At 36.1% G+C, this 21261-nt stretch carries 27 protein-coding genes; 19 read left to right on the forward strand and 8 right to left on the reverse strand.

Features of this window, described 5'->3' with window-relative positions:
- Positions 1–427: 427 nt before the first annotated feature.
- The gene (gene mntR, locus J2S08_RS09745) at positions 428–871 is read right to left on the reverse strand and encodes a transcriptional regulator MntR (protein WP_307229016.1); all 444 of its coding nucleotides are present in this window, start codon (positions 869–871) and stop codon (positions 428–430) included.
- Between the two features lie 619 nt (positions 872–1490).
- Here mntR and cspD point away from each other — a divergent pair.
- The 3 genes from cspD to J2S08_RS09760 all read left to right on the forward strand — a co-directional run bounded on the left by cspD (position 1491) and on the right by J2S08_RS09760 (position 3088).
- On the forward strand, positions 1491–1697 hold the full coding sequence (cspD, locus tag J2S08_RS09750; RefSeq protein ID WP_307229019.1) for a cold-shock protein CspD: 207 nt from the start codon (positions 1491–1493) through the stop codon (positions 1695–1697).
- A 217-nt stretch (positions 1698–1914) separates the two neighbouring features.
- Positions 1915–2589 (forward strand): queuosine precursor transporter, encoded by a 675-nt coding sequence (locus J2S08_RS09755; RefSeq protein ID WP_307229021.1) that lies wholly within the window; start codon positions 1915–1917, stop codon positions 2587–2589.
- A 106-nt stretch (positions 2590–2695) separates the two neighbouring features.
- Positions 2696–3088: a reverse transcriptase-like protein gene (locus J2S08_RS09760; RefSeq protein ID WP_307229023.1), complete on the forward strand. Its 393-nt coding sequence runs from the start codon at positions 2696–2698 to the stop codon at positions 3086–3088.
- A 102-nt stretch (positions 3089–3190) separates the two neighbouring features.
- Here the strand turns inward: J2S08_RS09760 and J2S08_RS09765 are convergent, their stop codons facing one another.
- On the reverse strand, positions 3191–3469 hold the full coding sequence (locus tag J2S08_RS09765; protein WP_307229025.1) for a DUF6123 family protein: 279 nt from the start codon (positions 3467–3469) through the stop codon (positions 3191–3193).
- 102 nt (positions 3470–3571) lie between these two features.
- Positions 3572–4441, reverse strand: coding sequence for a 5'-3' exonuclease (locus J2S08_RS09770; RefSeq protein WP_307229027.1), 870 nt, complete (start codon positions 4439–4441; stop codon positions 3572–3574).
- A gap of 427 nt (positions 4442–4868) precedes the next feature.
- Here J2S08_RS09770 and J2S08_RS09775 point away from each other — a divergent pair, with 427 nt between their 5' ends.
- The 13 genes from J2S08_RS09775 to J2S08_RS09835 all read left to right on the forward strand — a co-directional run bounded on the left by J2S08_RS09775 (position 4869) and on the right by J2S08_RS09835 (position 12534).
- The gene (locus tag J2S08_RS09775) at positions 4869–5228 is read left to right on the forward strand and encodes a hypothetical protein (RefSeq protein WP_307229029.1); all 360 of its coding nucleotides are present in this window, start codon (positions 4869–4871) and stop codon (positions 5226–5228) included.
- A gap of 87 nt (positions 5229–5315) precedes the next feature.
- Positions 5316–5672 (forward strand): hypothetical protein, encoded by a 357-nt coding sequence (locus J2S08_RS09780; RefSeq protein WP_307229032.1) that lies wholly within the window; start codon positions 5316–5318, stop codon positions 5670–5672.
- A gap of 918 nt (positions 5673–6590) precedes the next feature.
- Positions 6591–6956, forward strand: a complete 366-nt coding sequence (locus tag J2S08_RS09785) for a hypothetical protein (RefSeq protein WP_307229034.1) — start codon at positions 6591–6593, stop codon at positions 6954–6956.
- A gap of 86 nt (positions 6957–7042) precedes the next feature.
- Positions 7043–7396: a hypothetical protein gene (locus tag J2S08_RS09790; RefSeq protein WP_307229036.1), complete on the forward strand. Its 354-nt coding sequence runs from the start codon at positions 7043–7045 to the stop codon at positions 7394–7396.
- A 778-nt stretch (positions 7397–8174) separates the two neighbouring features.
- A complete protein-coding gene (locus tag J2S08_RS09795) occupies positions 8175–8537 on the forward strand; it encodes a hypothetical protein (protein WP_307229038.1) in 363 nt (120 codons plus the stop codon).
- Between the two features lie 85 nt (positions 8538–8622).
- The gene (locus J2S08_RS09800; RefSeq protein ID WP_307229040.1) at positions 8623–9009 is read left to right on the forward strand and encodes a hypothetical protein; all 387 of its coding nucleotides are present in this window, start codon (positions 8623–8625) and stop codon (positions 9007–9009) included.
- Between the two features lie 61 nt (positions 9010–9070).
- On the forward strand, positions 9071–9418 hold the full coding sequence (locus tag J2S08_RS09805; RefSeq protein WP_307229042.1) for a hypothetical protein: 348 nt from the start codon (positions 9071–9073) through the stop codon (positions 9416–9418).
- 393 nt (positions 9419–9811) lie between these two features.
- Entirely contained in the window at positions 9812–10147 is a 336-nt protein-coding gene (locus J2S08_RS09810; protein WP_307229043.1) for a hypothetical protein, read from the forward strand.
- Positions 10148–10241: 94 nt separating this feature from the next.
- Positions 10242–10637: a hypothetical protein gene (locus tag J2S08_RS09815; protein WP_307229045.1), complete on the forward strand. Its 396-nt coding sequence runs from the start codon at positions 10242–10244 to the stop codon at positions 10635–10637.
- Positions 10638–10700: 63 nt separating this feature from the next.
- Positions 10701–11048: a hypothetical protein gene (locus tag J2S08_RS09820; protein WP_307229047.1), complete on the forward strand. Its 348-nt coding sequence runs from the start codon at positions 10701–10703 to the stop codon at positions 11046–11048.
- A gap of 348 nt (positions 11049–11396) precedes the next feature.
- The gene (locus tag J2S08_RS09825; RefSeq protein WP_307229049.1) at positions 11397–11729 is read left to right on the forward strand and encodes a hypothetical protein; all 333 of its coding nucleotides are present in this window, start codon (positions 11397–11399) and stop codon (positions 11727–11729) included.
- A 99-nt stretch (positions 11730–11828) separates the two neighbouring features.
- Positions 11829–12218: a hypothetical protein gene (locus J2S08_RS09830; protein ID WP_307229051.1), complete on the forward strand. Its 390-nt coding sequence runs from the start codon at positions 11829–11831 to the stop codon at positions 12216–12218.
- 37 nt (positions 12219–12255) lie between these two features.
- Positions 12256–12534, forward strand: coding sequence for a hypothetical protein (locus J2S08_RS09835; RefSeq protein ID WP_307229052.1), 279 nt, complete (start codon positions 12256–12258; stop codon positions 12532–12534).
- A gap of 219 nt (positions 12535–12753) precedes the next feature.
- On the opposite strand, the gene J2S08_RS09840 is transcribed toward J2S08_RS09835, so the two are convergent.
- From J2S08_RS09840 to J2S08_RS09860, 5 genes are all read right to left on the reverse strand, one after another.
- On the reverse strand, positions 12754–13587 hold the full coding sequence (locus J2S08_RS09840; protein WP_307229054.1) for a sulfurtransferase: 834 nt from the start codon (positions 13585–13587) through the stop codon (positions 12754–12756).
- A 57-nt stretch (positions 13588–13644) separates the two neighbouring features.
- Positions 13645–17265, reverse strand: coding sequence for a dynamin family protein (locus tag J2S08_RS09845; protein ID WP_307229056.1), 3621 nt, complete (start codon positions 17263–17265; stop codon positions 13645–13647).
- A 122-nt stretch (positions 17266–17387) separates the two neighbouring features.
- Positions 17388–17549: a hypothetical protein gene (locus J2S08_RS09850; RefSeq protein WP_307229058.1), complete on the reverse strand. Its 162-nt coding sequence runs from the start codon at positions 17547–17549 to the stop codon at positions 17388–17390.
- Between the two features lie 456 nt (positions 17550–18005).
- Positions 18006–18533, reverse strand: coding sequence for an isoprenylcysteine carboxyl methyltransferase family protein (locus J2S08_RS09855; RefSeq protein ID WP_307229060.1), 528 nt, complete (start codon positions 18531–18533; stop codon positions 18006–18008).
- Positions 18530–19600, reverse strand: coding sequence for a type III polyketide synthase (locus J2S08_RS09860; protein WP_307229061.1), 1071 nt, complete (start codon positions 19598–19600; stop codon positions 18530–18532). Before J2S08_RS09860 ends, J2S08_RS09855 begins: the two co-directional genes overlap by 4 nt.
- A 132-nt stretch (positions 19601–19732) precedes the next feature.
- On the opposite strand from J2S08_RS09860, the gene J2S08_RS09865 reads away from it, so the two are divergent.
- The 3 genes from J2S08_RS09865 to J2S08_RS09875 all read left to right on the forward strand — a co-directional run bounded on the left by J2S08_RS09865 (position 19733) and on the right by J2S08_RS09875 (position 21260).
- On the forward strand, positions 19733–20212 hold the full coding sequence (locus J2S08_RS09865) for a chemotaxis protein CheX (protein ID WP_307229063.1): 480 nt from the start codon (positions 19733–19735) through the stop codon (positions 20210–20212).
- Between the two features lie 391 nt (positions 20213–20603).
- Positions 20604–20762 (forward strand): cytochrome c oxidase subunit 2A, encoded by a 159-nt coding sequence (locus J2S08_RS09870; RefSeq protein ID WP_370875664.1) that lies wholly within the window; start codon positions 20604–20606, stop codon positions 20760–20762.
- A 21-nt stretch (positions 20763–20783) separates the two neighbouring features.
- Positions 20784–21260 carry a cytochrome c oxidase subunit II gene (locus tag J2S08_RS09875; protein WP_307229067.1) on the forward strand — a complete coding sequence of 159 codons (477 nt, stop codon included), beginning with the start codon at positions 20784–20786 and terminating at the stop codon, positions 21258–21260.
- Position 21261: the final 1 nt, after the last annotated feature.

Genomic DNA, 21261 nt, shown 5'->3' on the forward strand with positions numbered 1-21261 from the left:
CTATCCTGTTGACTCAAATCAATAGACATAGAATAGACGCTAAAGGTGAGAGAGAAAATCATTCTTCTTTGATCTCTTTACTCTAAAGCAAGATTTTTAAATATATATGGAAATAATGATGATAAAAGTTACTTTATAATTGAATTGTATGTTGCGTGGTGTTGCTGGCAGATGAAACCCAGAAAGGTCTCCTCAAAGAACGAGAAGATCAAAATAAAGACATAACAAAAGGATGATTCCGATGATTCCATCCTTTTACTATGCCTTCCTTTAGTAAGGACACTAATAAATTGCCAGTGCCAGCTTGCTTTTTTGCTATTCATGTTGAACGGCATCCGTTCCTTACAACGTTTTCGAATATTGATTATCTGTTTCTCGCTTTGAACGCGCTCTCAAGATAAGTAATGTTAGCAGCGATATAAAGGTATCATTGCGGCAAATCTTCTTGCTTTTTCTTTTCATTGCGTTCTTGTAGTAATTTTAATGCGTTTTTTCGGGTAGGATCTTCTTCGAAGAATTGAACCAAGTCGCCAATGCGATCAATAGAGTTCCAACTTAGGTGGTGTTCTATTCCCTCTACATCTTCATAGATGTTCTCTTTTTTTACTCCGATGATTTTAAGAAACTTTTCTAGTAAATCATGGCGATCTACGAGACGCTTGCCGATTTTTTTCCCTTTCGGGGTTAAAGTAAGACCACGATATTTTTCATAAACAAGGTATTCATCCTTATCCAGCTTTTGTACCATTTTTGTAACAGACGATGGATGAACAGAGAGAGCTTGAGCAATATCTGAAACGCGTGCATAGCCTTTATTTTCAATGAGTAAATAAATTTGCTCGATATAATCTTCCATACTTGGTGTTGGCATTCCATACCCCCCAATAAAATAATTGCGGTAATGATTAAAAGTGTACTATAGTTGGCATAAATAAACAAGTAAACGTCACTATTACACCGTTTTGCATGCTTTACTGATTATAAGATGGTGCAATTCGCTCATCCTCGTACAAGAATCACAAGCAAAAAGTAAATCTTTTTTTTTCGTACGATGCTGCTACTAGAGGTTTTCCTTATCATGTACTTTTTTCGGTCGTTCCCTCTCTAAACCTTCTCATTCCTCTTTAACTGATGGTATTTTTACTGCCATTTCACTGTGGGATAAACTAAATTTGACGGAAAAGACCGTTACTTGCTCTTAAAATATCATACAGACATAGGGAAAACCGCATTTATTCTTGTTTTCGCCTTTTATTTATAAGCAAAATATGCCATAAGTCCGCTTCCTAATTTGAAAAATATGGAATACAACAAAAAATAACGTGAAAAGCATTGTGTATCCTTGACTATAGCTATTGTTTAGTGTATATTGTACCTATCATTAAGTTGAATTTATTTTCCAGTTTTTTAAAGCTGAAATATCTTCCGTTTAATGAACAATATTTTTTCTTAGCACTTTGTGCTTTTAAGATCTAGGAGGATTAAGAAATATGCAAAACGGTAAAGTAAAATGGTTTAACAATGAAAAAGGTTACGGATTTATTGAAGTTGAAGGCGGAGACGATGTATTCGTACACTTTACTGCTATCCAAGGTGAAGGCTTCAAAACGTTAGAAGAAGGCGAATCAGTAACTTTTGAAATTGTTGAAGGAAACCGTGGTCCACAAGCTGCAAATGTAGAGAAAAATCCACAATAATAATAATGATAAAATGCGCAAGGCTGATGTGTGAACGTCAGCCTTTTTGTTGTTCCCCCATCTCCTCTCCTCCATTCTCATTCTCACTTTATTTTTTTATTTATCTTATCTAGGGTTGTTCAATAAAGCTTTGACCGCTATAATGGACATTGTCAATTTCATAAATCCTTACGCGGTTCGAGAACTCCCGCGTTATCAAAACTACAGGAGGAAACAAATGTTTAATGAATGGTTTGGTCTTATTTTTGTTTTAGTCAACTTCATTATTGTATTGGCAATGTATCGCATTTTTGGAAAGACAGGCCTTTTTGTTTGGATTGGTTTTTCGACCGTGATTGCAAATTTGCAAGTAGTAAAAACAATCGAAATCTTTGGCTTAACTGCTACGTTAGGAAATGCGATGTATGGAACAGCTTTTCTCGTTACCGATATTATTAATGAACGATATGGGAAGGAAGAAGCTAAAAAAGCAGTATGGATTGGTTTTTTTACGTTGCTCACGATGACGCTTCTTATGCAAATGGCGCTCGTATTTGAACCAGGTCCTGATGATAAAGCCCAAGAATCGTTAGAAACAATCTTTAATATGATTCCAAGAATTGCTGCCGGCAGCTTACTTGCTTACCTTTTAGGACAATTTGCAGATGTTCATATTTTTTCCTATTTAAGAAAAAAATTCCCTAAAGATTCACACTTTTGGATTCGCAATAATGGCAGTACGATGATTAGTCAATTATTGGATACATTCATTTTTACTTCAGTAGCATTTATCGGTCAATTTCCTGCACCAATTTGGTTTGAAATTTTCCTGACCACGTATCTACTGAAGTTTCTTGTTGCAGTGATTGATACACCATTTTTCTATCTTGCTAAAAAATTTCCAGAAAAATAATGGCTGCCTTACAGGGGAGATTCGTTATTGCAGCATTTGCAAACTCCCCTCCTCAAGTTTTTAACTATTTTTATATAAAGGCTGTTTTATTTGAAGGGGGTACAAAATGATTGAACTGTATATTGATGGGGCTAGTGCTGGCGACTCTGGCTGGAGTGGGGCAGGTATTTTCCTGAAAATACATGGCAGCGTGAAACAATATGCTATTCCAATTGGCTTGAAGGACAATCATGAGGCTGAATACATTGCACTTATTAAAGGGCTTCAAATATGTTTGGAGCAAAAGATAACGTCCGTTTCTGTCCGCACTGATTCTCAAGCAGTTGTCAGTGCAATTGAAAAAGAATATGCAAAAAATGAAAAATATCGCTTGCTTTTAGATGAGGCACTGGCATTATCTAAACAGTTCGATTTATTTTTTATCAAGTGGATTCCAAGCAAACAAAATAAAAATGCTGATGCCTTAGCAAAGAAAGCCATTATGTTAAATGATTATTAGATGCATGAAATACCGAAAAAATCGTCATTCTTCCGTCAGTACAAGCTGACGGAAGTAATAATTACTCAACTTGACATCAACTAGATACGAACCCGCTTAAAACTAAATAGCTAGCCCAATCTCTTTTACAAAATGATAAGCTTCTTTACGGCTATTAATCTTTTTTTCTTTTATTGCTTCTAAGAGTGAAAGATAAAAACTGCCGTCAAATTTTATTTGACTTTTTAAAGTAAACTCGATTGCAATGATGATAAGGTGATCTGGCAATTCCGTATATCGTTTTCCAAAATAAATAAAAGCAATTACATCCTCTTGAAACTTAAAGCCTTTGTCCTCTAAAAATATTAAAAAGTCTTCCAGACTATTAGTGGTTTTCAACATCTACTCTCTCCATTTGATGATAGTCCATTACAAACTCAGCATATATGATCATTAGTCTGCAAATGAGATTGTATAGCAGACGTTTATAGTCATTTCTTATAGCTAGCTGATTTGTGCGAATAAATGATGAAATTCAAGTTTCTCAAACTGCTGCTGCATTTTCTGTTTATTAATTGTTATTTTACAATCAGCTAAATTTAATTGAATTGGTACGTCACAGCGTATCTCTGCTAATTGCAATGATAGTTGGAGCATATCAAAATGTGCCTCTATCTTATGGCGAATTCCTTTAGGGAGGGATGAAAGATTTGCTAAAATGTTATCAACCGTATCATACTCATACAATAATTTCAATGCTGTTTTTTCTCCAATTCCTTTAACACCTGGATAACAATCACTCGCATCACCCATTAGACCTTTTAAATCAATGATTTGCCGTGGTCTCAATCGTTTTTCTTGATATAATTTCTCCGGAGTATACACCTTGTAATGAGACATTCCTCTTTTCATAAGAATCGATTCCGTTCGCTCGTTAATTAATTGCAAGCTATCGGCGTCTCCAGTTAAAATTTGTATGTAAATCTTATCACTACACATCCGAACAAGTGTACCGATACAATCGTCAGCCTCAAACCCTTCCATACCGACATTAGGAATATCAAGACTTGCAACGACATCTTTGACAAGCTCAAATTGTGGCACTAACTCAGGTGGTGGAGCCATTCTATTAGCCTTATATTCGCTATAAAGGTCATTTCGAAACGTTTTATTCCCCATATCCCAACAGCATAGTAAATGTGTTGGCTTAAATGTATTCATTGCATCCCATAAATATTTAATAAATCCATACACAGCATTAGTCGGAAGTCCTGATCTTGTTTTCATGATATAGCCCCGGGATGCTGTAGCGTAAAAACCTCTGAATAATAATGACATTCCATCTACAATCATGAGAGATTGCTTATTATCCATCTTAACAACTCCAATCTATTTCACCTTATTATAGCAGATCTAGCATCATTTTGTACGATCATGTATTTGGTCGACGAATCGAAAGAGATTTATAACAATACACTATCTTTGCTGCAGAAAGAGGAATCTGATTATATGTTACGGGAGCCCCCTTCCAGTAACGACCTAGAAAAAGGAAATCATTTTTTCTTCATATGATAAGAATTTTTAAATCCTACAGTCTAGAATATCATTCGGATAATTGAATTTCGTGCCCGTCTCTTACGCTTGAAGCGATCGTCTTGACTTGCCAATTAGACGTGGGATAAATGGCTGCTAAGTTTTAGTATTCTATTAAAAATATGCGAACTTCCTAAGATAAGAGCGTAAACAGTTTGTTCGATCCTTCCATATAGTAAAAAGAAGATAAGGAGAAGGAGGTGATGGTATGGTTAAAAAATCATATAACAACGAAAAAGAGAGCTTTAATATTAATCTAAATGGAAAGCCTTTCGACAAAGATTCTAAACTCAGCAAAGAAGAAATGAATGAGTTGCTTACTCAGTTGAATCACGGACTCGGAAAAATGATGAACAAAATGGGTGTCAATTTACATCAGGTGATACAAGATACGAATAATCACTTGATGGAAAAAAATAGCGCTGACAAAGTAAAATTTAAAGCAGCAAAGGATCGTCCGGTAGTAGAAACCTTAAAACAAGATGGGAAAATGAAGGTTAAGTTGGATGGTGAAACATTATTAGACATTGATCTATCCAATGTAGACGCCCTAGAAAACGATCATTAAAAAACAAACGAATCGTCTCGTACAAATGCCAAAGCAGAAAATAGCATTCATTCATAAACTATTACTATCTAAGGAGGTGAAAGAATAATGAATTACTATGACGAACAATGGGAAGATTTCCATCATCATAAAAAAGGCAAAGACGATTGCAATAAGCATAGACGTAGAAAAGAAGATAATGATAATAACGTTGTTAATGCAGAACAAAACAATACAAATACTACAAATCAATATGCTTTTGCGGAAGCAAATGGCGGCAATGCAACTGCTACCTTTACTGCAGAAGCATTTGCAGCAGGAAGAATTGTGAACGTCGCTGTTGGTGGTGATGCTGACGCTGTTGCTGTAAATAGAAACAAAACTTGTCAAAGCAACAACGCTCAAAGCGGTGATGACAATAATGCTGAATCATGTGTCAAAAAAGAAGAAAAGAAAAAATGCTAAATCATGTATCAATAAAGAAAAAATAATGTAAATGAAACGTCCAAATGATCGTTAGAAAATACACCAACACCATCTCATTATACCAGTCACCCAAGGAGCTATAGGTGGACGTGCAATCAGCCACATTTATTTATGTTTGCTAACGATGCTCGTTTATACCTTCATCCTTCATCTCTTGAATCGTGATAAAAAAGGAGAAACCGTCTTATTGAACGGTTTCTCCTCTCTACACACTGCAGACAACAATGAAAGAAAAACAGGCTATCGAAAATCTTTCCTAGATGTATTGAACTAATGAAATAACTAAAAATAAATAACAAACTTACTCCTTAATAAAAATTCCCCACCTATGAGATCACATATTAGGCGGGGATTGTTCACGTTTATGAGAGAGTATATAGAGTGTAACATCTTCTAATTAGCTGCCGTCCTAAAGTAGATAAGCTAAATGATAGGGTGTTGACTTCTTCATGACCATTAATAAAGTGAAACTTCCATCAGTGGGGAGGGTTCTCTTATCCCCCACTGATAAGAAGTAGAATAAGATCGCAACATCCTCGAAAAAGAAGAGCACTTTTTCTTCGTGCGATGTTGATTCAAGAAACTTTCCTTATCCTGTCGGCCTGAACCAATCGGACATTTGACTTTCAGTTATCCCACACCTAGCGCTTCTGATTCCTCTTACTCCCCGAAGTGGGGGTCTTGACTCGCTAGTTAGATATGGGATAAATAAAGCTAATATCGTCATCGGATTATCCTAATACGTTCTTTTAGGTGAAAGACGAAAGTGGATTTTCTTACAATTCTTATCTTTTCTTTACCTAGAATTCATTAAAATATGCGAACTTCCTAAGATAAGAGCGTAAACAGTATGTTTGATCCTTCCATATAGTAAAAAGAAGATAAGGAGGTGAAGGTATGGTTAAAAAATCAAATAACAACGAGAATGAGAACTTTAATATTAATCTAAATGGAAAGTCTTTCGACAAAGACTCTAACCTTAGCAATGAACAAATGAATAATATGTTTGGCAAGCTGAATTACGGATTGGAAAAAATGATGAACAAAATGGGCGGAAATTTACATCAGGTGATGCAAGATGCGAATACCAATCACTTGATGGATAAAAATAGCGCTGACATAGCAAACTTAAAAAAAATAGCAAAGGATCGTCCGGTGGTAGAAACCTTAAAACAAGATGGGAAAATTAAAGTTAATTTTGATGGAGAAACATTATTAGACCTTGATTTATCCAATGTAGAATCCCAAGATAATGATGATTAAAAAACAAACGAATCGTCTCGTACAAATGCCAAAGCAGAAAATAACATTCATTCATAAACTATTATTAACTAAGGAGGTGAAGAATAATGAATTACTATGACGAACATTGGGAAGATTTCCATCATCATAAAAAAGGCAAAGACGATTGCGTTAAGCATCGACGTAGAAAAAAAGATAATGATAATAACATGGTTGATGCAAATCAAAACAATACAAACACTACGAATCAATATGCTTTTGCGGAAGCAAATGGCGGTAATGCAGATGCTACCATTAATGCCGCTATGTTTGCAGCAGAAAGAATTGTGAACGTCGCTGTCGGTGGTGATGCTAACGCTGTTGCCGTAAACAGAAACAAAACTTGTCAAAGCAACAACGCTCAAAGCGGTAATGACAATGATTCTCAATCATGTGTCAACAAAGATAAGAAGAAAAAATAATATAAATGAAAACGTTCAAATGATAGTTAAAAATATACCACACCACCTCATCATACCAGTCACCTAAAGAGCTATGTGTGGATGTGTAATCAGCCACATTTATGTGGGATAACGATGCTCGTCAATACCTTACTCCTTCATCTCTTGGATCGTGTAAACGTAATAGAAAAGGAGAAACCGTCTTATTGAACGAGTTTCTCCTCTCTACAAACTGCAGACAGCAGTGAAAGAAGAACAGGCTTATCGAAAATCTTTCCTGGATGCAGTGAACTGATGAAATGACTAAAAATAAATAACAAACTTACTCCTTTATAAAAACTCCCTACCTATGAGATCGCACATTTTGGTGGGGAGTTTTCACGTTTATATGAAAATATGATAAAGTGAAACTTCCATGAGTGGGGGTTTTCTCTCATCCCCACTCATGGTTAGTTGAACCAATCGGACATTTGACTTTCAGTTATCCCCCACCCAGCGCTTCTGATTCCTCTTACTCTTGAGGTGGGGGTCTTACTGCTAGTTAGATGTGGGATAAAGTCTTCAAATTTTATAACTAGCCTGCCATTCTATGGAATAAACAAACTATTCATAGAGGGATAACTTCTTCATCTAATTATCCAAATACGTTTTTTTGAACAAAGACGACAGTGGATTTTCTACAATGCTTATCGTTTCTTACCTAGAATTCTATTAAAATATGCGAATTCCCTAAGATAAGAGCGTAAACAGTTTGTTTATCATTCCATATAGTATAGAGAAAATAAGGAGGTGAAGGTAAATGGTAAAAAAATCGAATCATAACGAGAATGAGGACATTAATATGAATATAAATGGAAAATCTTATGGAAATGACTCTAACCTTAGCAAAGAACAAATGAATGAGCTGCTTAGTCAGCTGAATCACGGACTAGGAAAAATGATGAACAAAATGGGCGGCAATTTACATCAAGTGATGCAAGAAAATTCCAATAATTCGATGGGGAAAAATGGTGATGACAAAGCAAACTTAAAAAATGAAGTAAATAATCGTCCGGTAGTAGAAACGTTAAAACAAAATGGGAAAATTAAAGTGAATTTGGATGGAGAAACATTATTAGACCTTGATTTATCCAATGTAGAACCTCAAGAAAACGATCATTAAAAAACAAACGAATCGTCCCGTACAGTGCCAAAGCAGAAAATAACATTTATTCATCATCTATTAATATCTAAGGAGATGTAAAATAATGAATTACTATGACGAACATTGGGAAAATGAATATAACCACTATAAAAAGTGGAAAGACGATTATCCAAAAAAGAAACATAAAGACGATTGTCATTCTTGGAAACATCCTCGGAAAAAGAAAGAGGATAAAGATGAAAACGTTGTTGTTGCAGATCAAAACAATACAAATACGACGAATCAATATGCTTTTGCTGAAGCAAATGGCGGCAATGCAGATGCTGCTATTAATGCCGCTATGTTTGCAGCAGAAAGAATTGTGAACGTCGCTGTCGGCGGTGATGCTGATGCTGTTGCCGTAAACAGAAACAAAACTTGTCAAACGAACAACGCTCAAAGCGGCGATGACAATGATGCTAGAACGTGTATCAATAAAGATAAAAAATAATGGATAAAACGATCATGTAAATGTCTATCAATGCAACCCTCCAATAGAAAGGAGTGAAATGGTGAGTGAAAAGAGCAAGTATACTAAATTAGCAGAGCTAGGTATTCCAGAGGACATAATAGAGAAAGTGGAAGAGGCACCAACACCTTCTGTTCATTCGAGCGCCCAAGGGGGTAAAGGTGGACGTGCAATCAGTCTCACTTATGTCGATAACTATTCTGCTTTGCTTCTCGTTTATACCTTCCTCCTTCATCTCTTGGATCATGATAAAAACAATGAAAAAGGAGAAACTGCATTATTAAACGAGTCTCTCCTCTCTACGCTGCAAACAGCAATGAAAGAACAACAGGCTTATCGAAAATCTTTCCTAGATGCAGTGGATTTGTTAAATGATTTAAAAACAGAATAACAATCTTCCTTTTTTATATCATTCCCCACCTATGGCCGTTCAGTAGGTGGGATTATTTACGTTTTTTAGGAAGTGTTAAATTTCAATGCCCTTGAGAACTACATGTTTACTGACGAATAAGTCTTATCCTATAAACGAAAGTCATAGAAGGGCTAAACTGTTTCGCCTAAATGCGGATAAAAATTAACATTCGATTATTTTGAATACTGGCAATTTGGCAAAGGTGAATCATCGATTTAATTACAATATAGTTAAAAAATAATGTGAAATAGCGGATGGATACAGCTATTTACTTAGAATTTTATAAAATATGCGAATTTCCTAAGATAAGAGCGTAAACAGTTTGTTCAATCTCCCCATACAGTATAGAGAAAGTAAGGAGGTGAAGGCGAAATGGTTAAGAAATCAAATGGAGATTTTAAAATAAACTCTTTTGGGAATGACTCTAACATTAAAAAAGAACAAATGAATGAGTTCCTTGGTCAGCTGAATCACGGACTGGGAAAAATGATGAACAAAATTAACGGCAATTTACATCGGGTGATGGAAGATGTGAATGCTGATAACTTGATGGAAAAAAATAGCGTTGAAAAAACAAAATTAAAAAAAGTACTAAAGGATCGTCCGGTAGTAGAAACCTTAAAACAAGATGGGAAAATTAAAGTGAATTTGGATGGAGAAACATTATTAGAATTTGATTTGCCCAATGTAGAAGACCTAAAAAAATGATAATCAAAAACAAACGAATCGTCTCGTATAAATAATAAAGCAGAAGATAAATATTTATTCATCATCTATTAGTATCTAAGGAGGTGAAAAAATAATGAATTACTATGACGAACATTGGAAAGATGATGACCACTTTAAAAAATGGAAGGACGAATATCATCACGATCCAAAAAGGAAATATAAAGACGAAAGTCATTGCTGCATGCCCCCTCATGAAAAGCACGATTTTGATCATGATAAAAACAATGTTGCTGCAGATCAAAACAATACAAATACGACGGATCAATATGCTTATGCTGAAGCAAATGGCGGTGATGCCAATGCTACCCTCAATACCGCTTTATTTATGGCTGAAAGCATTGTAAACGTTGCTGTCGGTGGTGATGCTGACGCTGTTGCCGTAAACAGAAACAAGACGTGTCAAACGAACAACGCACAAAGTGGTGATGATAATGATTCTAAAGCATGTACTAATAAAGATAAAAAGTAAATGGAGAAAACAATCATGTAAATGTCTATCAATGTAAACGTCCAATAGAAAGGAGTGAAATGGTTGAGCGAAAAAAGCAAGCATATTGAATTAGCAGAGCTAGGTATTCCAGAGGACATAATAGAGAAAGTGGAAAAGGCACCAACACCTTCTGTTCATTCGAGTGCCCAAGGAGGTAAAGGCGGACGTGCAATTAGTCTCACTTATGTTGATAATTATTCTACTTTACTGCTCGTTTACACCTTCCTCCTCAATCTCTTAGATCGTGATAAACATAATGAAAAAGAAGAAACTGCATTATTAAACGAGTCTCTCCTCTCTACACTGCAAACAGCAATGAAAGAACAACAGAATTATCGAAAATCTTTCCTAGATACAGTGAGTTTGTTAAATGATTTAAAAACAGAATAACAATCTTCCTTCTTTATGCCCCACCTATGGTCGATCAATAGGTGGGATTACTTGCGTTTTTTTAGAAAGTGTTAGAATCTAACTCCTGAAAACAGATATATTTTTACTCAATATACTTTGTCTTCATCCTATAACTAAGTTATGTTGTCTAAATAGTTCCATTAAATGTGAATAAAGTTTTTCCATTAGATCATCTTGAATCTAGACTAAAACAATGGGAATCTAGCGGATGGGGACAGCTATTTATTTCGAATTCTATTAAAATATGCGAATTTCCTAAGATAAGAGCGTAAACAGTTTATTCAACTCTTCCATACAGTATAGAGAAAGTAAGGAGGTGAAGGAGAAATGGTGAAGAAGTCAAATGGAGATTTTAAAATAAACTCATTTCAGAATGAATCTGACCTTAGTGAAGAACAAATGAGGGAACTACTTAATCAGCTAAATCTTGGATTAGGAAATATCATGAATAAATTAAGCAGTAATATACAACAGACGATAGAAAATGTAAATCTTGAAGATTTACTAGCAAATAATAACCTCATTGACAAAGCAAAACTAAACAATGTATTAAAGGAGGATCATCCGGTAGTAGAAGCTATCGAAGAAGATAAGAAAATAAAAGTTAAGTTTGATGGAAAAACAATATTAGATATAGATTTATCCAGTTTAGATCTCTAGAAAATGATGATAAAAAACAAACGAATCGTCTCGTACAAACGCCAAAGCAGAAGATAACACTCAATCATAATCTATTAATAACTAAGGAGGTGAAAAATAATGACCTACTATGATGAATATTGGGAAGAGGATCATGGCCATTATAAAAAATGGAAAGACGATAATTACCATCCAAAAAAGAAATGTAAAGATGATTGCCCTTGCCGCAAACACCCTCGTAAAAAGAAAGATAATGATGAAAACACTGTTACTGCAGATCAAAACAATACAAATACGACGAATCAATATGCTTATGCTGAAGCAAATGGCGGTGATGCCAATGCTACTATCGAAGCCACTATGTTTATGGCTGAAAGTATTGTAAACGTTGCTGTCGGTGGTGATGCTAACGCTGTTGCTGTAAACAGAAACAAGACGTGTCAAACGAACAACGCACAAAGCGGTGATGACAATGATTCTAAAGCTTGTATTGATAAAGATAAAAAATGATAGATAACAATGAAAACGTCCAATAGAAAGAAGTGGAATGGTTGAGCGAAAGAGCAAGCATACTGAATTAGCAGAGCTAGGTATTCCAGAGGACATAATAGAGAAAATTGCAAATGCACCAACACCATCTGTTCATTCGAGCGCCCAAGGGGGTAAAGGCGGACGTGCAATCAGTCTCACTTATGTAGATAACTATTCTATCTTGCTGCTCGTATATACATTCCTCCTCAATCTCTTGGATCGTGACAACAACAATGAAAAAGGAGATGCTTCATTATTAAATGAGTCTCCCTCTCTACGCTGCAAGAAGCAATGAAAGAACAACAAGTATATCGAAAGGCTTTCCTATATGAATTAAATCTGTTAAATGATTTAAAAACAGAATAGAAAACTTCCTCCTCTCTTAATAAACCCACCTATGATTGGTCAATAGGTGGGTTACCTTATAGATGATTTACTCTCTCTTACATGGCTTCATGTATAGTAGAAAAACACTTTCCTTTGCTTTTTCTATAAATTTATAAGTCTAATATATTTACTCCCCTGTTTCGACCGGATTCTCTTCATATGAAATCCAGTCTGAATAACTTCCAATATAAAGCTTCACATTTTCATAGCCAGCTGCTTTTAGAGCAAGCACATTGGGTGCAGCTGAAACGCCTGAACCACAGTAGACGATAATTGGCTCTGTTTTTGAAAATGCCGAAAAACGCTGTGCTTGCAGTTCTACATTTTTCCACTTTCCTCCTTCTATTGCTTCCATCCATACAATGTTGCACGCTGTTGGGATATGACCAGGGATTCGGTCTATCGGTTCCTCTAAACCTAAAAACCGTTCACGTGCTCGTGAATCAATAAGTGCTGCGCCGCCTACTTCCGTCACTTTCTTAACCAAATCAAAGTTGGCAAGCATCGTTGATTGCACATTTATCTTGAACGATACAGCTTGAGGATTTGGAATTTCTGTAGTAATTGGAAAATTTGCGTTTTTCCATTCTTGGTATCCCCCATCCAATATAAAAACACTTGGATGTCCAAGATAAGTAAGCAGCCACCAACAACGAGCAGCAAAGCAGCCTTCTCCCCCATCGTAGACAATGACTGGCTTCTTATTATCAATTCCCGCTTTTTCAATCACCGCTTTGAATACACGTAGATCAGGAAGCGGATGTCTGCCTCCATGAGACTGCACTTTACCAGATAATTCTTTTTCGAGATCAAGATAGACAGCGCCTGGGATATGATCTTGTTCATATGCCTCTCTGCCTGCATTTGGACTGCCTAGTTGAAAACGACAATCGATTACACAAACAGATGCAGTGCCAAGCTGTTCCCTTAGCCATTCTTTTTCCTTTATATATTTCATCATCACATCACATCCTTCTTTACTTCTAATTATATCAATATCTAACTAATTATTTTCATGCTAATTGTTCATTTTTTCCGTTATTAAATCGTAGACTTTCACCCATTCATCAACATTTTCAGTTTTCACTAAAGCATCCAACCAGCCTGCAAACTGTTCTGTACAATCAGCCTTCATTCCAACAATCAACTGTTGAAATGCATGTTCAATCATTGTTTCATAGTGAGCCGTTATCATTGTCGACTGTTCCTCTAAATAAGCATCTGCCAAGGGCGATAATAACTGCTCTAAATCTGCTTGCATATATTGCTTTTCATTTTTTTCAAAAAAAGACTTCGCGTTTTTAAAATACTTGAAAGACTGTTCTAAAGGCTGCAAGGCAATGTTTGTAAAAGCTGGTGGGAACGACGGCGTCTCTATGCTTTCCATTTCAAAAGCTGTAAACGTTAAATGATCTTGAATTGCTTGTAGTTCTTTTTCATATTGAATAAATTGCTGCTGCATCATCGTTTGGATAAGCTTTTCGATACGTAAAGAGGTTGCACGCAGTTCTTGTGAGAATTCAAAACCAAATGATGTTAAAAGCTCCGTAAGTGCTGATCTTAACGCCTGCTTATGACTAGTTTGCAACACGGAAGGGTTAAAAGCTTCTCTAAAAAAATCAGGAAAACGATAAAAGGCCCGCTGCTTTATATAAAAAATTAATTCCTGTAATTCCTGCTGCATCTTTGCAGCAAGGAGTGAAATAGACATCTGTTCTAATCTATTTATAACCGCGCTTTGCTTTTGCTGCAGGAGTGCCCGTTTCAACTCTTTCTGTTCCTGGCTTTCATTTGCTGCAGCAATATATGTTTCCAACATCGATAAACCACGATGAATTTCTGCTTCGGCAGATTGAATGGCCATGTCTGTCAAATCTTTTTCTAAAAAAGGATAGAATGATTGCTCAAATGATGCTAACTGTGATTCGGCCCTTGTTTTTTCATTTAAGGCTAACAAACTTGATACGCCGAAAAGCCGTGGAAAGCGAATGCCGTAAGACGATAGCTGTTCATTTACATATGTGAGCACTGCTGTTAGATCATCTTGCGATTCCGCTAAATCAATTGCATTTATAATAAAGAACATTTTATCGAGCTCAAACGCATCCTTCACTCGCCCCAGCTGCATCAAAAATTCGCGATCAGCCTTTGAAAAGGCGTGATTATAATAGGTAACAAATAAAATTGCATCTGCATTTTTTATATATTCAAAAGCAACATCTGTATGCCTAGCATTGATAGAATCCGCTCCAGGTGTGTCCACTAACGTAATACCTTTTTTCGTCAATGGAGAATCATAGTACAAATCAATTGCTTCGACAAAACAAGATTGTGATTCATGAGCAACAAAGCCTTGGAATTGTTCAAGATTTGCAACGATCGTTGTACCAAGCTTTTTTCCGAATTGAAGGTAACCACTGTGAAATGCTTGTAAAAAGGCCAAGTGAACCTTTTCCTTCCCTTCAACGTTATGTTGATTTAGTATCGTTGGCACTTTCTCATAAGCTTCGGATAATGTATAGCAATCCATTTGAAACAGTTGAAGCGACCGTCTTAAATCCTCTAACATTTGTGCTTCTGATTTCAAATGTACTGCTGCCGTTCCGTGGATATATGTTTGATTTGGCGGACAAATACGGTTAATTGCCGCAGTCGTCGGGTTTGGTGATACAGGCAGCACTTTTTCTCCTAAAAGTGCATTAGCAAAAGACGATTTACCTGCACTAAATGCACCAAAAAGCGATATCGTGAAGGCTTGGTTTTTTAATCTATCGAGCTTTTGAATTAAATGTGCCGTTAAGCGCTGAAAACCATTGATATGATTGAATAAAGAAACGGCTTCTTCTAATACATTTACCACCTTCGAAAGCGGTACTCTATTTGTTTGCTCACTCATATCATCAATTTCTCTAACAATTGCAAGCTGTTTCTCCTTATGCTGTTGTGTATCATGCTGTTCTTCAGTAAAAATTCTAATGTTTTGCTTTTCTTTGCGCCATTCTGCTTGCATTGCTTCATATGCTTTTGCAGCCTCAGTTTGAGTTGGTGAATAATTTCTTTTTTCTTGCCACAAGCATGCTATTTCTTGTAGCGAACGAATCGCATTCGCTGCTGGCTGTATTCTAATTAGCTCAGTATCTAATTGCTGTATTTTTATCGCTATTTGTGATTCTAACAGTGCCAGCGCCTTTTCTTTCAGTTCATCGCTTTTCCGGATTGCTAATTGCAGCAGCTGTCTTCTTACCTCTTCACAATAGTGCAGTACGTATTCTCCACTTATTCGTGCACCTTGCTTTACCGCACTTTCCAATAAGTCCTTTTTCACTTCTACCCTCAACTGCTGCGCTTCTACCTGCAGCTCCTCTTGATATATCCCTGCCTCCAGCAGCCTTTCAGAAACAAATTGTCTGAGGTGCCATTCCAGCTGTGATTCAACTTGCTTCTGCAAATCATCCAAGAATGCAGTTAAACGAGTTTCACGCTCTTGTTTAGTCTTCTTTTTTCCAAATAAGAAACCAACCTTAAAGTCAGGCTGGACACTTGTTAAATATTGCTCAGCCAGCTCTCTCGTTTGATATGGCATCAAATAGGCACTTTCTATCACTTGCAGGCGTTTTTCTTCAAAGCTTTTTTTCCAGATTGCACCTTTTTCTTCGAGCTCCTGTTTATCTGCTATTAACTGCTGTTCTTTCCATAGCAATTGTGATTTTTCTTCTTCATTACGTTTACCCAACAACTCCTCATATGGTGCTGCTTCCTCTTCCTCTTGATCTTGAAGCCATTTGCCATGCTCGCTTTCTAACCGTTTAAAAGCAGCTTGTACCGTTATTTTCATCCATTTTTCTTGCTGATGCAGTACAGAATTTACTAAACCTTTTACATCTTCGTACTGGTTATCGGGATGATTCGGCTCCTTCAAAGTTGTATAAAAAATGTCAACTGGAGCCACATTCCAAGAGGAAAAAGAGGTGTGAACTGACTGTTTGAATGTTTGAAAAGATAGCTCCTCTTCCCGGTGTTTATCAATTTGATTAATAATTAAGTATAGCTGCGCTCCATGTTCAAGCAGTTCCTTCGTATAGGTAAAATTCAGTTCGGATTGAACATGATTATAATCCATGACATAAAATACAATATCTGCCAAATGAATAGCAGATTCTGTAGCAATTCGATGAGCGTCATCTGTAGAATCGACTCCTGGTGTATCCATTAGCGTAATACCTGCTGGAAGAGCAGTATGAACGTGCCCGATTTCAATTTCGTTGACATCGCCATCTTTGCAATATTCCTTCACCTTTTGAAAATCATAAGGAGCTTCAAATCGAAGTGGTGCATCGTTATCGTAATAGACTGTTGCATACTCGTTTTCTGCCCGCTGAATGCGAACGAGATTAGCACTAGTCGGAATTGGGCTCGATGGTAAAATGTTACTCCCAATCAGTGTATTGATCATTGTAGACTTCCCTGCAGAAAAATGGCCGCTAAATGCAATAATAAGTGTATTTTCATGAAGCTTTTTCAATAACTTCTCCATCTTTTCCGCTCGCTCATTGTCGCCTACTACTCGAAAACGCTCATACATTTGAAGCGCTTTTTCTGTATACCTATTCGCTATCGTTAAATCCCTTATTGTCGTCATGTTGCTTCCATTCTCCCTGTCATATTAATATGCTCCTATTTTACCTGAATTCACTGATTTTTCCTATCATAAAAAAAACGCCCGCTTCATAAGCGAACGTTTTTAAGTTTCATTTGGATAGATTATCTTGGTTGATTTAAAAGAACAAGCCGATGGTTTTGCTCTTCTATTGCATGTTTTTGTTCCTTTTTTTCTATCTTAATCGGTTGTAAAATATTGTTGAATACAACTTTCATTAACAAGCTGTATACAACGACTGTGAGAATTACGAATAGCCATACCATTTGATTTTACCACCCTTTATGATTTTGTCTACTTATTTTTTAAAAAAAGTCCGACTTCACTTTGGAAGTTATATAATGAACAAACTAGTTTTTAGCCACGCATTTTATATCTATGATAGTGAGAATCATATTCATTTTTATAGTATCATCAACGATAATCATTTTCAAATGATTTTTTTATTTTTCCACATTATTTTTAAATCGTGTAAAGATTACGATGTGCTTTCACCGTAATCCATTTTCTAAAGTAAACGATATTTCAAATATATGTTACCGAAAAGCGGCACTCACAATTAGTATGTAGTAAGAGCTGCACTTGAAGTGTTGATCGTTCACCCCGATCTTGCATGTCAACTGTACATGGTCTTTGATAGAGCGGAATTGTCTGTTTAAGAATCCCGTACTTAGGAATCTCCCACTTCAAACAACCCGTAAGGGTGTTAAGTGGTGAGTAGTTCAAATAATCCCATCTTCCTGATTTGTCCATTCTCTTAACACTTTTTCCTCTAAAGGAATTCTGACTCGCAAAATAACCATGTTTAATAGTGAAAAAAGGATAAGTGTATAATATGCGTGAAACATAAGTGGAATTAGGATAAATTCAATTGTCACTATCAGATAATTGGGATGTTTCATATATTTATACGGTCCCTTTGCGACAAGAGAAGTATTAGGAAGGACAATAATTTTCGTATTCCAATACTTGCCTAATGTAGCGATAATCCAAATCCGAACAAGCTGTGCCATCAGAAAGAGTGTAAAAAAGATATAGCTTAATCCAGTTAGCTGTTTATTTAAAAGCAGTACTTCTAATACTAAAAAAATGAAAAAGCTGCAATGGACCAAAATCATCAATGGATAATGACTTTGCCCAAATTCTCGTGCTCCTTTCTCCTTCATCCACTGTTCATTTCTTCTCGCGATCCATAATTCCGTCAGCCTTTGAGCAACAATGAGACACAAAAATAAATAAAAAAATGTCATTGCCATTTCAACAGCAATAATTCGGAACTAAAACCCGGGCCCAATGCTGTTGCAACCCCCCAATCTCCTTGTGAAATATCTTTCAATAAAAAGCGTTGTAAAACATAAAAAATGGTTGCAGATGACATATTCCCATATGCTTTCAACACTTCTTTCGCATCACTCGTCATTGTCTTAGTCAACCCTAAAGCTTCTTCATATGCTTGAATGACTTTTTTTCCTCCAGGATGAGCAATAAAATGAGCAATATCATGAATTGTGATGTGGTATTGCTGCAATAATTTATCAATCATTGGTCTTAGCCATTGCTTTACAATGGAAGGAATATTTTTTGAAAAAACAACATGCAGACCAGTATCTTGCAGCCTCCACCCCATTACATCCAACGTATCTTTCATGAATGTTGATTGTGAACAAATGATTGTTGGATACGTTTTTGTTGTCCAATTCTGTCCTGCCTCATCACCAACAACTAATGCACAAGCGGCACCATCCCCAAATAAAGAAGTTCCAATTAAGTTGCTTTTCGATACATCATCCTTTTGAAATGTTAAACTGCACAATTCAATAGATAAGACTAATACTTTAGCGTTTGGAAATGCCTTACAATACTCCCCTGCTCTAGATAGACCTGAAGCACCACCAGCACAACCAAGGCCCCATATTGGAATTCTTTTCAAATTTGATGAAAAAGGCAGGTGGTTCATGATATATGCATCTAAACTTGGAGTGGCTATTCCTGTTGTGTTAATCATGAAGATCGCTTCAATTTCTTCATAAGAGATAGATGGGTTAGCTGCCATGCATTGTTGAATTGCTTTCTTGCCAAGGTGTACTGCTTCATACAAAAAAATGTCGTTTTTCTCTGCGAATGTACGTTTCTCACCATACCAATCTACCGGTTTAACAAGGTTTCGAGATGAAATCTCACTATTTACAAATACTTTTAACAGCCGTTCAATATCCTTAAATGAAGAGGAAAACTGGCGGCGAGCAAATTCCATCGCCATATCTTGAGAGATATGATAGGGAGGAATTCCCGTACCAATAGAAATTATTTTAGCCATTTTGACATCCCTTTACGACATATTACTGTTATTTTTTCCTAAATTTCTTCTTTTATTCACAATTAACTTATATCTTTATTACTATTATTATGGTATCATTTTTATTAGGACTAATTGAGGGGTGTTAGGAATATGTCACTAAATGAACATGTTACAATTATGCTGAATAGTGCAATAGATTCATTGAAAACAGTTTTGCCAATACCAGTTGTTGTTGATCAGCCGACTCTTGTCACAGCACCATTTAATCAAGAAACAATGAGTGTCTTAATTGGAGTAACAGGAAACATTCGTGGAAGAATTCTTTTCGATGGCGATGAGGAGCTTTTTTCACAGGTTGGCGCTGCTATGTTCGGAATGCCAATCAGTAATGAGATGCTTGATTCCTTTGCTGGCGAGCTCGGCAATATGATTGCTGGTAATTTATCTACATTTGTGTCACAAAAAGGAGTAACCATTGATATAACGCCTCCAACTGTCATTGTAGGCGACACAAAACTATACGGATTCGATAAGGCGCTTCGTCTTCCAGTAAAGCTTGAAAACATTGGTACACTTACAGTTGTGTTAATGCTTGAACTGCAAAAAGAAAACAATACATTCGCTGTCTAAAAAAGAAGGGAAAACCACAAAATAAATGGTTTCCCTTCTTTTTTTACCTACTGCTTCATTATTCTACTTTTACATAAGTAATAATGCCTAGCAATGAAGCTTATTATTTTGTCCTCGCTCATCTTGTTTTTCATTGTAGGGGAATTGTAAAAAACAGCTATTTTAAGTTTTTCGCTTTTTCTATTGAGAACGAATGAATGAATAGGCATCATTACTCACTTCCCATTACGTTTCTCACACTTTGATAAGTATGTTGCTTGTTATAAAAGCCCTTTCACACATTCTTCACAATATAAATGGTATAAAGTGATTTTTATCACAGATAAGGATAGTTTCCATCCTTATGATGGTGTTAATAACATTATTTGTCTATGTTTATTTTTGGAAAGGAGTGATTTTTTTGGCTAAGACACCGCTTAATCAAAAGGCAAACGTGAAAGTAGAAGAGTCATCATCATTAAAAGGTACGTTGATTTCTGTTTTTTCCCTCGGCATCTTTCTTATTGTTGCCTGGGTAGGTGTATTTATATTATTTTCAATTCGTTTTTAATGGAGAGGAGTCGAACATTTCATGCATATTCATAAGTATGAAAAATGGTGGCTTATATTTGGTACAGGTTCACTTATTGTCTTTCTTATTGTCGTAGGCATTGGTGCCTTTCATCAAGGACATCAGCCGCCATCAGCAAAAGCATTTATAGATCCAGAATTAGTATCAGAAACAGCACCATTCGATGAACCAGGTTTAAAAAAAGTAGAAGGAAAAGATTGGGACTATGAGCTTGTCGTTGTAGCTTCTGCCTTTTATTATGATCCTGGAGAAGTAGAGATACCAAAAAATTCACGCGTAAAAATTATTGCAACAACAAAAGATGTGATCCATGGATTTCAAATTGCTGGGACAAATATCAATATGATGCTAGAGCCAGGATATATTAGTGAGTATGTGACAACCATGAATAAAACAGGTGAATTCCTTACTGTTTGCAATGAATATTGTGGAGTAGGTCATCACACAATGAAATCCATGATTAAGGTGGTGGACTAAG

The organism is Bacillus chungangensis (genome assembly GCF_030812995.1).
GTDB lineage: Bacteria > Bacillota > Bacilli > Bacillales > Bacillaceae_C > Bacillus_CF > Bacillus_CF chungangensis.

Bases quoted from the DNA above. Each gene is read 5' to 3' on its own strand.
- mntR (WP_307229016.1), bottom strand. From the start codon at position 871: ATGCCAACACCAAGTATGGAAGATTATATCGAGCAAATTTATTTACTC.
- cspD (WP_307229019.1), top strand. From the start codon at position 1,491: ATGCAAAACGGTAAAGTAAAATGGTTTAACAATGAAAAAGGTTACGGA.
- J2S08_RS09755 (WP_307229021.1), top strand. From the start codon at position 1,915: ATGTTTAATGAATGGTTTGGTCTTATTTTTGTTTTAGTCAACTTCATT.
- J2S08_RS09760 (WP_307229023.1), top strand. From the start codon at position 2,696: ATGATTGAACTGTATATTGATGGGGCTAGTGCTGGCGACTCTGGCTGG.
- J2S08_RS09765 (WP_307229025.1), bottom strand. From the start codon at position 3,469: ATGTTGAAAACCACTAATAGTCTGGAAGACTTTTTAATATTTTTAGAG.
- J2S08_RS09770 (WP_307229027.1), bottom strand. From the start codon at position 4,441: ATGGATAATAAGCAATCTCTCATGATTGTAGATGGAATGTCATTATTA.
- J2S08_RS09775 (WP_307229029.1), top strand. From the start codon at position 4,869: ATGGTTAAAAAATCATATAACAACGAAAAAGAGAGCTTTAATATTAAT.
- J2S08_RS09780 (WP_307229032.1), top strand. From the start codon at position 5,316: ATGAATTACTATGACGAACAATGGGAAGATTTCCATCATCATAAAAAA.
- J2S08_RS09785 (WP_307229034.1), top strand. From the start codon at position 6,591: ATGGTTAAAAAATCAAATAACAACGAGAATGAGAACTTTAATATTAAT.
- J2S08_RS09790 (WP_307229036.1), top strand. From the start codon at position 7,043: ATGAATTACTATGACGAACATTGGGAAGATTTCCATCATCATAAAAAA.
- J2S08_RS09795 (WP_307229038.1), top strand. From the start codon at position 8,175: ATGGTAAAAAAATCGAATCATAACGAGAATGAGGACATTAATATGAAT.
- J2S08_RS09800 (WP_307229040.1), top strand. From the start codon at position 8,623: ATGAATTACTATGACGAACATTGGGAAAATGAATATAACCACTATAAA.
- J2S08_RS09810 (WP_307229043.1), top strand. From the start codon at position 9,812: ATGGTTAAGAAATCAAATGGAGATTTTAAAATAAACTCTTTTGGGAAT.
- J2S08_RS09815 (WP_307229045.1), top strand. From the start codon at position 10,242: ATGAATTACTATGACGAACATTGGAAAGATGATGACCACTTTAAAAAA.
- J2S08_RS09825 (WP_307229049.1), top strand. From the start codon at position 11,397: ATGGTGAAGAAGTCAAATGGAGATTTTAAAATAAACTCATTTCAGAAT.
- J2S08_RS09830 (WP_307229051.1), top strand. From the start codon at position 11,829: ATGACCTACTATGATGAATATTGGGAAGAGGATCATGGCCATTATAAA.
- J2S08_RS09835 (WP_307229052.1), top strand. From the start codon at position 12,256: ATGGTTGAGCGAAAGAGCAAGCATACTGAATTAGCAGAGCTAGGTATT.
- J2S08_RS09840 (WP_307229054.1), bottom strand. From the start codon at position 13,587: ATGATGAAATATATAAAGGAAAAAGAATGGCTAAGGGAACAGCTTGGC.
- J2S08_RS09845 (WP_307229056.1), bottom strand. From the start codon at position 17,265: ATGACGACAATAAGGGATTTAACGATAGCGAATAGGTATACAGAAAAA.
- J2S08_RS09850 (WP_307229058.1), bottom strand. From the start codon at position 17,549: ATGGTATGGCTATTCGTAATTCTCACAGTCGTTGTATACAGCTTGTTA.
- J2S08_RS09855 (WP_307229060.1), bottom strand. From the start codon at position 18,533: ATGACATTTTTTTATTTATTTTTGTGTCTCATTGTTGCTCAAAGGCTG.
- J2S08_RS09860 (WP_307229061.1), bottom strand. From the start codon at position 19,600: ATGGCTAAAATAATTTCTATTGGTACGGGAATTCCTCCCTATCATATC.
- J2S08_RS09865 (WP_307229063.1), top strand. From the start codon at position 19,733: ATGTCACTAAATGAACATGTTACAATTATGCTGAATAGTGCAATAGAT.
- J2S08_RS09875 (WP_307229067.1), top strand. From the start codon at position 20,784: ATGCATATTCATAAGTATGAAAAATGGTGGCTTATATTTGGTACAGGT.